This is a genomic window from Aquabacterium sp. UBA2148, from assembly GCF_002328915.1.
Lineage (GTDB): Bacteria > Pseudomonadota > Gammaproteobacteria > Burkholderiales > Burkholderiaceae_C > Aquabacterium > Aquabacterium parvum.
The window spans coordinates 1-13,088 of record NZ_DCXA01000144.1; the positions used below are offsets into that span (position 1 = coordinate 1).

Consider the following 13,088-nt stretch of genomic DNA (forward strand, 5'->3'; position numbering starts at 1 on the left):
CGCGGCGCCACGCTGTTGGCGCTGTGGGGCTGGGTGGTGCCGGTGTTCGTGGTGGTGCAGCACCGCATGATCCCCTTCTTCACGGCCGCCGCCCTGCCTCGCCTGGACGCCTGGCGGCCCAACTGGCTGTTGTGGGCGCTGCTGGTCGGCATCTGGCTGCAAGGCGCCTTGCACCTCGCCGAAGGCACGGTGTTGAGCCGCAGCGAGCTGCCCTGGCTGCGCGCCGCGCTGGCCTTGCCATGGGGCTTGCTGGTGCTGGGCCTGGCCGTGCGCTGGGGGCTGGTGCAGAGCTTGCGCATCCGCCTGTTGGCGATGCTGCACGTGGGCTTCGTGTGGATGGGGCTGGCCTTCCTGCTGGAGTTGCACCCCGACCCGTTGCTCTCGGTGCACGCGCTGGGCATCGGCTGCCTGGGCTCGCTGGTGCTGGCCATGGTCACGCGCGTGAGCTGCGGCCACGGCGGGCGCACCCTGGTGGCCGATGACTTCATCTGGGCTGCCTTCCTGGGCTTGCAAGGTGTGGCGGGGCTGCGGCTGGCGGCCCTGCTGTGGCCGGCTGAAGCAGCGTGGCTGCTGCCAACGGCGGCCGTGGGCTGGCTGCTGGTGATGGGGGCCTGGGCTCTTCGGTTGCTGCGCTGGTACCTGCGGCCTCGGCTTGATGGGCGACCTGGTTGAGGCGGGTCAAGCCTGCCACGTCACCGGCCCCACCGCGTCAAGCGTGTTCTTGAGCAGCAGCGCGAAAGCGGTGTCACCCTCCATCACCAGGCGCCGTTCGAAGAACAAGGTGTCCGGGTCTTCTCGGCCGGCCATCAGGTCGAGGAAGGCGCGGGCATCGGCCTGGATCGCAACCGCCATCGGCTCATGTGCCGTCGCCATGCGAATGCCCCGCCCCTCGGCACACAGCCGGAATGTCAGCCCCAGGTCGCGCACGACCACGTCAACGCGCCGACCACACAAGCCTGGGCGAGCCGACAGCGGCACCTGTGGCCACCAGCGTTCGGTCAGCACGCGGGCCAGCACCAGCGAGGGAGGCTGCACCGGCAGGCGGCTGAGCAAGGGGCTGAGCCACGGGCCCAGTCGCTCAAGAGACGCCAGCCAGACGTGTTCCGTTGAAGGCTTCTGGTTTGGATTCAGTGTGTGATTCATGCGGCCTCCCAGGCCATGCCCGGCATGCGGGCGTGAGCAAAACCATCGGACAAAGGGCCCGGCAATTTCAGGCCGCGCAAAACCACCTCCGCATCGCCGGGCGACAAGCGCCCGCCCAGCACGGCGTCATGCAGACGCAGCACCTCGAGGAAGTCCCAGGCACATGGCGACAGGCGCAGGGCAGAGACGCCCGCACGCGCGATGGCCGGCAGGTGGCCCAGCAGGCACTGCACCGTGCCCGACTGCGTCTGGATGCCATTGATGGCCAGGAACACCTGCCCTTCCTGCGTTTTCACGTCGAGCCCATCGGGGTCGTTGCCACACACGAAGCCGCACTGGTCCTTCTGCAACCCATGGTGCCGCGCCGTGAAGCATCGTGCCGACAAGGCCAGCGGCAGGCGTCCGAAGGCGATCACCTCGGCTTCGATGTGGCCCAGGTGCGGCGCGAGCACGGCCTGCACGGCGTCAAGGTCCAGCTCCACCGGGGCGAGCCAGCGGGTGGCGCCCATCTCGCGGTACTCGGCCAGCGCCTCGCTGCTGTAGACGTTGATGTGCGTGCCGATGGACCACGGCCGGCCCGCGTGCCAGGCCAGGCGAACGGCCGCGGCGTCGTTGGCCTCGATCAGCACGTCGCCGCGCTCAACGGCCTGGCGCACGCCGCGCAGCTCGGCTTCGGTTTCGATCAGCGCAAGCGTGCCCAGCCACACGCGCTTGCCGGCTTGCGTGAGCTCAGCCGCCAGCGCCAGCCAGTCGGCGGGTTTGAGATCACGCCGGCGCGAGCACACGACCTCGCCCAACACAACATCGTGCGCGGGACTGTCAGCCAGGTCGGCGTAGAAGCGAAACAGGGTTTCTCGGGGCCAGTGGTACTGCACGGCCCCCACGGTCAAGGTCATGGTCGTGTTCATTGCCAAGGCCTGCTCAAGGCGCCAAGCGTGGTCTGCCGCCCTTCGGAGAGGCGCTGCAAGGCCTGCTGCCCCACTGGGCTTGCCTCATAGGCTTCGAGCGAGGCCATCGCCCGATCGATGGCCTGCCGCCACACGCGGGTGACCTGGTCGATGTAGGCCGAGCTGCGCTGGCGGCCTTCGATCTTGATCGCCTTCACACCCGCGCGAATGAGGTCGGGCAACACGTCGATCGTATTCAGGCTGGTGGGCTCTTCCAGGGCGTGTTCTCGGCGCCCTTCGACATCGAAGCGGCCTTTGCAGAGCGTGGGGTAAGCGCGGTGCTCTTCGGGCCCGTAGCGGTCGATCAGCACACCGCCCAGCCGCGCATCGACCTGCAGCCCGCGCTCCTCCCAGCGCACGGACTCGGCCGGCGAGCACACGCCCGCGTTGTTGGGCGAGCGGCCTGTGGCGTAGGAGGACAGCGCGCAGCGCCCTTCCACCATCACGCACAGGCTGCCAAAGCCGAAGACCTCGATTTCCACCGGGGTCTGGCGGATCACGTGCGCCACCTGCGACAGCGTCAGCACGCGAGGCAGCACCGCGCGCTGGATGCCATAGCGCTCGTGGTACAGCGCGATGGCCTCGTGGTTGGTGGCCGAGCCCTGCACCGACAGGTGCAGGCGCAGGTGCGGGTGCTGCCTTTTCGCATGTGCCATCACGGCCACGTCGGCCGCGATCAGGGCATCGACACCCGCGTCGGCGGCCACATCCACCGCGCGCAGCCACGGCCCTGGGTCGGGCGACAGCGCCTGCGTGTTGAGTGCCATGAGCACCTTGCGGCCCAGCCCATGGGCGCGCCTCACCGCCGCCTTGAGCTCGGTCGGTGAGAAGTTCAGCCCGGCGAAATTGCGCGCGTTCGTGGCGTCGCGCAGTCCGAGGTAGACGGCGTCGGCACCTGCTTGCAGGGCCACGTCCAGCGCACGGGGGGAGCCGGCCGGACAAACCAGCTCCGGTTGGATGACAGCGTTCATGGGTGGTCAATCTAGGCAGCCACCCTCGTCATGGTTTTGTGCAACGTCAAGGCATGTCGTGTGCCCAGCTTGGCGCGGCGGCTTGCTGCACGGGCACCACAGGCTCGGCAGGTGCTTCGGCCTTCGCAGCCACCCTCGCCGCGGCGGGCGACTCATCCTGCCAGCCACCGCCCAGCGCCTTGTACAGCGTGACGGTGTAGATCAGGCGGTCGTTGTCGGCGCGCACGCGGTCGTCGTCGCGCTCCAGGGCCTTGGCTTGCGCCTCCAGCGCCGGCTGCAACAAGGCCTGCCCCTTGACGAACAAGGCCTGCTGGTGATCGGACACCCGCCGCGCCAGCTCGGCCACGCGCTGCAGGTGCTGGTGCTGCGCCACGAAGGCACGCTGGGCCACGTAGGCGTTCTCGACGTCTTCGAGCGCGGTGAGGATGGCCTTTTCATACTCAACAGCCAGGCCATCGAGATTGGCCTGGTTCGCCGCGATGTTGGCCCTGATGCGCCCGCCATGGAAGATCGGCAGGCGCATGCCCACGCCCAGGCGCTGCAGCCCGAAGTTGCTGCCCGGCTCGTCGTCGGGCGAGAAGCGCCCCCCCATCACGGCCAGCCCCAGGTAGAAGCGCGGCAGTTGCGCGGCCTTGGCCGTGCCCAGCTTGGCCGCTTGCGAGCGCAGCTTGCGGGCCGCGCCGCGCACATCGGGCCGGCGCTCCAGCACCTCGCTGGGCAACACCTCGGGCAAGGGCGGTGGCTGCATCTCGGCCATGGTGGGCGGCAAAGATTTGAGCTCTTGAGGCGGCCGCCCCATCAGCACCGCCAGGCGCTTGAGGTGGCTGTGCAGCAAGGCCTGCAGCGGCTCGCGCTTGGCCTGGGCGTGGCGCCACTCCAGCTCGGCGCGCTCGACGTCGCTGCTGGTGGCCTGCCCGGCCTTGAAGCGTCCCTTGGCGTAGGCCATCAGCCGCTCGGCCACGCGGATGCCTTCGTCCAGCAGCAGCACCCGCCTCTCAGCGCTGCGCGCTTCGATGTAGCGCGATGCGATGTCCGAGGCCACCATCAACTGGGCGCCATGCACCTGCTCCTGCGCACCCAAGGCCAACTGCCTGACCATCTCCGTCTGGCTGCGCAGGCCGCCGAACACGTCCGCCTCCCACGCCAATGTCATCGCATGGCCACGGGTGTTGCCCCAGGGCAGGTCGCCCGTGGTTTGCGGCAGCTCGATGGGCAATGGCATGGACGTCGGCAGGGCCGAGCCCGCCCCGGTCGGCAAGGCGCCGTCCTGCTTGCCACGCGAGCCGGCCAGCGAAGCATCGACGGTGGGCAGGCTGGCCGAACCGGCCACATCGATGTAGGCACGTGCTTCGCGCACCCGGGCCAGGGCCACGCGCACATCCGCGTTCTGGCGCAGGCCTTCTTCGATGTAGGCCGTGAGCACCGGGTCGCCGAAGCGGTCCCACCAGCGGGCCAGGTCGGCGCGCTCACCGCTCAAAGGTGCGGCAGCAAAACGGTCGGGCACGGCGACGTCGGGCGGGGGCACGTCCACCTGGATGGTGGTGCAGCCCGCCAGCCAGGCTGTGGCCACGGCCGCCGCCACACCACCCCAGCGCATCGGTTTGGACTTCATGGAACAACTCCTTGGAACAAGCAGGTCACCCCTGGCGGGCCAGCATGGTGCGAAAGCGCATCAAGGCCAGGCAGAGGAACACGATGCCGATGCCGGCCACGCTCAGCATCTGCGGCCACACCACATCGGCCCCGGCCGCGCGGTACAAGATGCCCTGCGCCAGTTGGGTGTAGTGGGTGGAAGGCGAAGCCAGCATCAGGTGCTGCAACCACGTCGGCATGCTCTCGCGCGGCGTGGCCGAGCCTGAGAGCAAATACATGATCACGAACACCGGCACGGCCAGCAGACCGAACTGCGGCATCGACGAGGCCACGGTGGCCAGCAAGATGCCCAGCGCCGTCAGCGAGAACAGGTACAGCCCGGTGCCCAGCAGGAACAGCGCGGCCGAGCCCTCGGGCGGCACCTCCAGCAGGCCGCGCACCACCAGCCACAGCGACACCCCGACCGCCACCAGGATGACCAGCCCATTGGCCGCGATCTTGGCCACCGCGATCTCGCTGGGCCGCACCGGCATCACCAGCAGGTGTTCGATGGTGCCGCGCTCTCGCTCGCGGATCACGGCCGCGCCCACCAGCACCACCGACAGCACCGTGACGTTGTTGATGAGCTGCATCACCGAGGTGAACCACGACGAGGTGCCGTTGGGGTTGAACAGCACGTGCACCACGGCCTTGGCAGGCAACAGCTCGTCGATGCCATCGACCTTCAGGTGTGCCAGGGTCTCGCGCACGATGATCTCTTCGAGGTAGGCCGCGCCCAGCCGCCCTTGAGCCATGGCCGTGGCGTCCATGTGCACTTGCACGGCGGGCGAGCGGTAGGCGTGCACATCGGCCTCGAAGTGCGGCGGGATGTCGAGCACGAACAGGAATCGGCCCGTCTCCAGGCCATCGAGCGCCTCGTCTTCGGTCACCAGCACGGGGGCCTGGAACATGGGCGCGCGCACCGCGTCGCGCAAGCGCAGCGACAGGGCCGAGCCATCTCGGTCGACCACGCCCACGGCCACGTGGCTCACGTCGGTCTTGGTGCCGACGGCCACGACGTAGACCGCCACGGTGAACGACACGATGATCGCCCCCATCATCGTGCGGTCCTTGAGCACGCAGCGCAGCTCCTTGAGCCCGAGGTGCCAGACGTTGAACAACCAGGTCGCCATCTCCTCTCTCCCCTTGTCAGCGTTCCTGCTTGGGCACCAACAGGCGCGCCAGGCCCACGTACAGCACGCCGAAGCCCAGCAGCACCGCGCTGGCCTGCCACAGCGGCGCCCAGGCCAGCGGCCAGCCCTTGGTGATGGTGCCCAGGCTGATCTCCTGGAACCAGGCCGCCGGGAAGGCCGCGGCCAGCACGCGGCTGGGGCCTTGCAGCGTCGAGACCGGGCTGAGCAGGCCGGCGAAGCTGGTGGTGAAGATCACGCACACGATGGCGGTGAGGAACTGCGCCGCCACCTGCGTCTGCACGAAGGCCGACACCAGCATGCCCAGGCCTGTGACGGCCACCGCGTAGGCCAGCGCGCCCACGCCCAGGCCGATGAAGCTGCCGCGCACGCTCACCCCGAACACGAGGTGCAGCACCGCCACCAGCAGCCCGAAGGCCAGCGTGGTCAGGGCGATGTAGGGCAGTTGCTTGCCGATCAGGAACTCGCTGACCGAGCCCGGCGCCGCACACAGGTTGAGGATGGTGCCCATCTCTCGTTCGCGCACCACGCCCAGCGCGGTCAGCATGGCCGGCACCAGCGTCAGCGACAGCATCAGCACGCCCGGCGCGAAGGTGTGGATGGAGCGGTAGTCCTGGTTGAACGAAAGCCGGGGCTCGACCCGCACGGGCAGCTCGGGCACGTCCGCCCCCGGGATGCCGCGCGCATAAGCCAGCGAATGCGCCAGCGCGATGGCCCGGGCGTTGTTGGCCACGTGGGTGGCGCGCGTGAGGTTGGCACCGTCCACGTGGAAGGCCACCTCGGGGTGGCGCATGCCCACCAGGTCGCGACCGAACCCCGGCGGGATGTCGATCACCATCCAGGCCTGCGAGGCGCGCAGGGCCTGGTCGATGCCGCCGGGGCCTTCCAGGCGTTCGCGTTCATCGACCGCGATGGGCTCGAAGTAAGGCGAGCCCTCGAACTGCGCCACCAGCTCGCGGCTCTCGGTGCTCTGGTCGCGGTCGACCACCGCATAGGCGATGCGATCGACGTCGAAGCTCAGGCCCCAGGTGCCGGCGCACAGCATGATCAGCGGCCCCAGCACGGCAAAGGTCAGGCGGATGGCATCGTGGCGCAGCTCCATGGCCTCGCGGCGGGCGAAGGCCCACGTGCGGCGCCACCAGGCTTGGCAGGCTTGCCACATGGACGATTCGGCCGATGCCGTGTCCGCTGCCACCGGGCCTGGCTCAAGTTCGCCGGCCACATAGAAGGCCTCGGCCTCATCGAACACGTGCTCAGGCGGCGCCTGCAGGTGCCCGGTCTTCGCATCGGCCTCCAGGTGGTCGATGAAGGCCTGCTCCAGCGTCTCGCAGCCCTGCTCTTCGCACAAAGCCTGCGGCGCCCCCACGGCCAGCACGCGCCCGTGGTGCATCAGCGAGATGCGGTCGCAGCGCTGCGCCTCGTTCATGAAGTGCGTGGACACGAACAGCGTGACGCCCTCCTCGCGCGAGAGGCGGACGAGGTGGCGCCAGAACAGGTCGCGCGCCGCGGGGTCGACGCCCGATGTGGGCTCGTCGAGGATCAGCACCTCCGGCTTGTGCAAGCACGCGGCGGCCAGCTGCAACCGCTGCCGGATGCCCAGCGACAACCTGGCCGGCGGCGCCTCGGCATGGCCCAGCAGATCAAACTGCGCGAGCGACGACTCGATGGCCTCGGGCACCGTGGCCGGGTCCATGCGGTACAGCCGAGCGTGCAGCCACAGGTTCTGGCGCACCGACAGCTCCTCGTACAGCGAGAACAGCTGCGACATGTAGCCGATGTGCAGCCGCGTGCTCAGGTCCCCCGCGTCCACCGGCTTGCCCAGCAGGCGGGCCCGGCCTTCGGTGATGTCGAGCAGGCCCGTGAGCATCTTCATCGTCGTGGTCTTTCCGCAGCCGTTCGAGCCCAGGAAGCCGAAGATCTCGCCGCGCTCGATGCGGAAGTTGACGTCGCTGACCGCGGTGAAGTCCCCGAACCGGCGCGTCAGGCCTTCGGCCTCCATGGCCGGCTCGCCACCAAAATCCGGCAAGGGCGGGATGACCAAGGGTTCGGCCGCCCCACCCTGCGAGAGCTTGATGTAGGCCTCTTCCAGGTGCACCGACTGCGTGCTGGCCAGCACCTCAGCCGTGGGCGCGCTCACCAGCACGCGACCATCGGCCATGGCCACCAGGTGCTCGAAGCGCTCGGCCTCTTCCATGTAGGCCGTGGCCACCAGCACCGTCATGTTCGGCCGCTGCCGGCGCAGGCCTTCGACCAGGGCCCAGAACTGGCGGCGCGAGAGCGGGTCCACGCCAGTGGTCGGCTCGTCGAGGATGAGCAGGTCGGGGTCGTGCACCAGGGCGCAGCACAGGGCCACCTTCTGCTTCATGCCACCCGACAGCTTGCCGGCTGGTCGATCGGCAAACGGCCCCATGCCCGTGGCCGCCAGCAGGCGGCGGATGCGTGCGTCGCGCTCTGCCTCGGGCACGCCGAACAGCCGCGCGGAGAAATCCACGTTGTCGTAGACCGAGAGCGAGCGGTACAGCGCCCTCCCCAGCCCCTGCGGCATGTAGGCGATGCGCGGCAACAGACGCTGACACGCGGCGGCGTCGCCCAGGTCGGTGCCCATCACCTCGACCAGGCCGTCCTGGATGCGCTTGACGCCCGCCACGATCGACAGCAGCGTGGACTTTCCCACGCCGTCGGGGCCGACCAGGCCCACGGTGCAGCCGGTGGGCAGGCTCAGGGTGACGTTCTGCAGCGCCAGCGTTTCGCCGTAGCGGTGCGACACGTCCTGCAGCGAAACTGCGGGGTGCATGGGGTGCCGTCCTTTGTGCGTGGGTGTGCCGGTGCTTCAGCGCCACGCGCTCACGCGCCGACGTTCCTCGCTGGCCGGCTCGGGCCATTCGGGCTCCACCATCCGCGGGGCCACGCGCACATGGCCCATGCCCGTCAAACCACCTTTGAGCAGGCTGACGTGGCGCGCGGCCACATCGGGTGGCACCGTGAGCTTGACGCGGTAGGTCAGCTTGTCGCGCTCGTTGCGCGTCTCCACGTGCTTGGGCGTGAACTGCGCCTCCGAAGACACGAAGGACACGCGCGCCGGCAGCGGCAGGTCGGGCGCGGCGTCGAGCACGATGCGCGCCTCATCCCCCAGCTTCACCTGCCCGGCCACGGCCGACGACACGAACACCGTCATGTGCACCAGCGTCGTGTCCAGCACCGTGGCCACGCGCCCACCCGCCGGAATCACCGCCCCCGGCTCGACCACGCGGTGCTCGATGCGGCCATCCACCGGCGCACGCAGCGTGTGGTCGTCGATGGCTTGCTTGAGGCGCAGCATGCCAGCTTCGGCTTCTTCCTTGGCGGCCTTGGCCTCGCCCATCGCCGACGTGGCGATCGAGATGCCCGCGCGCTCGCCATCGCGTTGGGCCTGGCGGCGCTGCAGCTCCGAGTCGGACACCAGGTCTTGTTTGCGCAGGTCGGCCGCGTTGTCGAACTCCAGCTGCGCCACGCGCGCCTTGATCGACTGCACCTGCACCTCGCCCTGCGCGCGGCCCATGGCCTGCATGGCGCGCTGCCGCATGGCCTGCACGCCGGCCAGTTGCGCCACCAAGTCGGCCGTGTCCATGCGGGCGATGACGTCGCCGGCCTTGACCGACTGGCCTTCGCGCACCTCCACGCTCAGCACCTTGCCGGCGAACTTGGTGGCCACCTCAACGCGCTGGATCTCCAGCCGACCGTTGCCCTTGAAGACCTGCTGCACGGGCGTGTCAGGCCCCAGCACCGACCAGGTGGCCCACGCCGCCGACATGGCCAGGGCCGATGCGCCCACCCCGAAGATGAACCCACGGTAGCGCGTCAACATGTGGATGGCTTGCTTCATCGCTTGTCCCCTTTCGGCTACCGGCGCGCGACCCGAACGGCATCGCCTTTCACACCGGTGAGGCCATTGTTGGGATGGCGCCAAAATCTGACATTGCGCGTGATCAAACCGTCCGATGAACCAGGCGTCCACCCCTCGAATCAGCGGGCAATGCAGATCAAATCGGGCGGCAGGAATGGATGCGGATCAAGGTGCCCACGTGTGCCCTGCCTTCAACGCACGCTGAGCGCAGGGCCGATGCGACTGAGCCGCGCCACCAGTTCATCGGGCGGCGTGCGCTCGCCCGGCCCCAGCGTTGCCTCGGTCACCGGCGTGGCCCGGTAGCCCTGCAGCACCCAATGCCTCGCGCCCATCGACTTGAGCATGCGCGCCATGCGCATCAGCGCGGCCTCGGGGATGAGGTCGGGGTGCCAGGTGGTGCGCAGCTCGTGGGCCTTGCCGCTGGCCAGCACCAGGGCCAGGCTCTCGCGCACCGGCTCGCCGCTGCGCGGCACCGAGGTGATGGCCTTGTAGTCCTCGAACTCGGTCTTGATGTCCAGCGCCACCCAGTCGACCAGGGGCAGGACCTTGGCCAGGCGCTGCGGGTACAGCCCGGCTGTGTGCAGCCCCACCTGGAAACCCAGCGCACGCACCTCGTGCATGGAGCGCTCCAGCGCAGCGTCCAGCGTGGGCTCACCACCGCTGAACACCACGCCGTCAAGCAGACCCTGGCGTTGCTGCAAGGTGCCCAGCAACCTGTCCCAGGTGTGGGAGTCTCGGCCACAGCCCGACTCGCGCGGCTGCAGCGATGGGTTGTGGCAGTAGTGGCAACGCCAGGGGCAGCCCTGCACGAACACCACCGCGGCCAGTTGGCCCGGCCAGTCGGTGGTGCTCAAGGGCGTGAAGCCCCCGACGTCCAGGGGCGGGATCAGGCGGTGCTCAACTGGCGCAGGCCTGAACGTGATCGGGCTCGACGAAATACTGTCGTTCATGGAACTCCCCCTTCTTGCCCACGTTGAACGAGGCCATGGGTCGGTGATAGCCCATCACCCGGGTCCAGACCTCGCAGCGCTGGCGCTCGTGTTCGGCCAGCAGCGGATGAGGTGCGTCGGGGGTGCGTGCGGTGCAGGTCATGGAGGCTCCTTCAGTCGGGTTGATCAAACGGGGTTGGGCAAGGCCTCGTTGCCCGAAGCCTGGCGACGCGCCAAGGCTTCTTCATCGCAACGCGGGCAAAAGGCGTGTTCGCCAGCCAGGTAGCCGTGCGTGGGGCAGATCGAGAACGTCGGCGTGATGGTGATGTAGGGCAGCCGAAAGCGCCCCAGCGCGCGCCGCACCAGGTTCTTGCAAGCCTGCGCCGACGACACCCGCTCGCCCAGGTACAGGTGCAGCACCGTGCCGCCGGTGTACTTGCGCTGCAAGGCCTCTTGCCGAGCCAGGGCCTCGAAGGGGTCGTCGCAAAAACCCACCGGCAGTTGCGACGAGTTCGTGTAGTAAGGCTCCTCCACCGTGCCCGCCTGCAGGATGCCGGGGAAGCGCAAACGGTCTTCCTTCGCGAAGCGGTAGGTCGTGCCCTCGGCAGGCGTGGCTTCGAGGTTGTAGAGGTGGCCCGTGGCCTCCTGCATGGCCGTGATGCGCTCGCGGATGTGATCGAGGTAGCGCAGCGCAAAGGCCTCGCCCCAAGGCGTGGTGATGTCTTCCAGGTCCTGCGTGAAGTTGCGGATCATCTCGTTGATGCCGTTCACGCCGATGGTGGAGAAGTGGTTGCGCAGCGTGCCCAGGTAGCGCTTGGTGTACGGGAACAGGCCCGCGTCCATGTGCCCTTGAATGACCTTGCGCTTGATCTCCAGGCTCTGGCTGGCCAACTGCAACAGGTGGTCGGTGCGCGCCAGCAGGCCTGGCTCGTCACCCGCGTGCAGGAAGCCCAGCCGCGCGCAGTTCAGCGTCACCACGCCCAGCGAGCCGGTCTGCTCAGCCGATCCGAACAAGCCATTGCCGCGCTTGAGCAGCTCGCGCAGATCGAGCTGCAAGCGGCAGCACATCGAGCGGATCATGTGCGGCTGCAGCTCCGAGTTCACGAAGTTCTGGAAGTACGGCAGGCCGTACTTGGCCGTCATCTCGAACAGGGCCTCGGTGTTGGGGTGGTCCCAGTCGAAGTCCTGGGTGATGTTGTAGGTGGGGATGGGGAAGGTGAAGGCCCGCCCGCGCGCGTCGCCCGCCATCATCACGTCGATGTAGGCGCGGTTGATCATGTCCATCTCGGCCTGCAGGTCGCCATAGGCGAACGGCATCTCCACGCCGCCGATGACGGGCACCTGCTCGCGCAGGTCCTCGGGGCAGACCCAATCAAACGTCAGGTTGGTGAACGGCGTCTGCGTGCCCCAGCGAGAAGGCACGTTGAGGTTGTAGATGAGCTCTTGCAGGCACTGGCGCACCTGCTCGTAGGCCAGGCCATCTTTGCGGATGTAGGGCGCCAGGTAGGTGTCGAAGGAGCTGAAGGCCTGCGCCCCCGCCCACTCGTTCTGCAGCGTGCCCAGGAAGTTGACGATCTGCCCCACGGCCGACGACAGGTGCTTGGGCGGCCCCGCCTCCACCTTGCCCGGCACGCCGTTGAGGCCCTCGTGCAGCAGCGTGCGCAGCGACCAGCCTGCGCAGTAGCCCGAGAGCATGTCGAGGTCGTGGATGTGGAAGTCGGCGTCGCGGTGCGCCTGCCCGACCTGCGGCGGGTAGACGTGGCTGAGCCAGTAGTTGGCGATCACCTTGCCCGACACGTTGAGGATGAGCCCGCCCAGCGAATAACCCTGGTTGGCGTTGGCGTGGATGCGCCAGTCCTGGCGGTGCAGGTACTCGTTGACCGAGCGCTCGACATCGACCGCGGTGCGGCGGTCTTCGCTCAACGCAAGGGCTAAAGCGGAACCTCACTCGATTGCGATGCAGTTCAGCCTGCAGCGCACCTCTCAAGATTTTCGATCAGATTGCTTGTTTGAGGTGCTTCTGGAACTCCGACAATGCGGCGCACGATCTCCCGTTCGAGCCCCCACTGATAAATCTGCATGGCCCTCATCAGCCCCTCCTGAGTGATGCGCAATGCCGGGGGCGCCTCAGTCCGCTCCTCGCGAGTCAGCAAGCTAGAGACGACAAACAAGGCTGAGGCCATGGACGGAGGAGATTCATCCTCATCGGCGATTTGGAGCGACGCCTCGACGCGGCGAAAGTCCCTAGCCAAGGCCAACAAATCGGCGTCGGGCAGAGACTCGGGCAAGGTGGCACGCCAGCTTTGCTCCTGGTACAGGCTCTGAAGTCGACCTAGATCGGCGCCAAGGTGTGGGCGCAGGGCCTCCAACTGCATCAACTGACTCCGCGTGCGGCCACCCGTATGGGGCCCCGGCGGCCACCCAAACTGCCC

At 68.4% G+C, this 13,088-nt stretch carries 12 protein-coding genes; 1 reads left to right on the forward strand and 11 read right to left on the reverse strand.

The genetic code is table 11. The features are described from left to right. The coding region (locus B2W70_RS07835) for an NnrS family protein (RefSeq protein ID WP_286744498.1) at positions 1 to 672 on the forward strand (672 nt) is incomplete at its 5' end. A gap of 6 nt (positions 673 to 678) precedes the next feature. Here B2W70_RS07835 and ubiT read toward each other — a convergent pair. The 11 genes from ubiT to B2W70_RS07890 form a co-directional block, all read right to left on the reverse strand. Continuing rightward, positions 679 to 1,143, reverse strand: a complete 465-nt coding sequence (gene ubiT / locus B2W70_RS07840; RefSeq protein ID WP_286744504.1) for a ubiquinone anaerobic biosynthesis accessory factor UbiT — start codon at positions 1,141 to 1,143, stop codon at positions 679 to 681. Beyond that, positions 1,140 to 2,039: a U32 family peptidase gene (locus tag B2W70_RS07845; RefSeq protein ID WP_286744506.1), complete on the reverse strand. Its 900-nt coding sequence runs from the start codon at positions 2,037 to 2,039 to the stop codon at positions 1,140 to 1,142. Before B2W70_RS07845 ends, ubiT begins: the two co-directional genes overlap by 4 nt. A gap of 8 nt (positions 2,040 to 2,047) precedes the next feature. Then, positions 2,048 to 3,061, reverse strand: a complete 1,014-nt coding sequence (ubiU, locus tag B2W70_RS07850; protein ID WP_286744509.1) for a ubiquinone anaerobic biosynthesis protein UbiU — start codon at positions 3,059 to 3,061, stop codon at positions 2,048 to 2,050. A gap of 46 nt (positions 3,062 to 3,107) precedes the next feature. After that, positions 3,108 to 4,673: an efflux transporter outer membrane subunit gene (locus B2W70_RS07855; protein ID WP_286744512.1), complete on the reverse strand. Its 1,566-nt coding sequence runs from the start codon at positions 4,671 to 4,673 to the stop codon at positions 3,108 to 3,110. Between the two features lie 25 nt (positions 4,674 to 4,698). After that, complete coding sequence (locus B2W70_RS07860; protein WP_286744513.1) at positions 4,699 to 5,826, reverse strand: ABC transporter permease; 1,128 nt, start codon at positions 5,824 to 5,826, stop codon at positions 4,699 to 4,701. Positions 5,827 to 5,842: 16 nt separating this feature from the next. Beyond that, positions 5,843 to 8,638, reverse strand: a complete 2,796-nt coding sequence (gene rbbA, locus B2W70_RS07865) for a ribosome-associated ATPase/putative transporter RbbA (RefSeq protein ID WP_286744516.1) — start codon at positions 8,636 to 8,638, stop codon at positions 5,843 to 5,845. A gap of 36 nt (positions 8,639 to 8,674) precedes the next feature. Further along, on the reverse strand, positions 8,675 to 9,706 hold the full coding sequence (locus B2W70_RS07870; RefSeq protein ID WP_286744519.1) for an HlyD family secretion protein: 1,032 nt from the start codon (positions 9,704 to 9,706) through the stop codon (positions 8,675 to 8,677). Positions 9,707 to 9,918: 212 nt separating this feature from the next. Then, positions 9,919 to 10,677, reverse strand: coding sequence for an anaerobic ribonucleoside-triphosphate reductase activating protein (locus tag B2W70_RS07875; RefSeq protein WP_286744522.1), 759 nt, complete (start codon positions 10,675 to 10,677; stop codon positions 9,919 to 9,921). Next, positions 10,625 to 10,819, reverse strand: a complete 195-nt coding sequence (gene nrdD, locus B2W70_RS07880; protein WP_286744524.1) for an anaerobic ribonucleoside-triphosphate reductase — start codon at positions 10,817 to 10,819, stop codon at positions 10,625 to 10,627. The genes B2W70_RS07875 and nrdD overlap by 53 nt, the downstream gene beginning before the upstream one ends. 23 nt (positions 10,820 to 10,842) lie before the next feature. Next, a complete protein-coding gene (locus B2W70_RS07885) occupies positions 10,843 to 12,579 on the reverse strand; it encodes a ribonucleoside triphosphate reductase (RefSeq protein WP_286744526.1) in 1,737 nt (578 codons plus the stop codon). Between the two features lie 41 nt (positions 12,580 to 12,620). Further along, a partial coding sequence (locus B2W70_RS07890; RefSeq protein WP_286744529.1) for a hypothetical protein occupies positions 12,621 to 13,088 on the reverse strand: 468 nt, incomplete at its 5' end.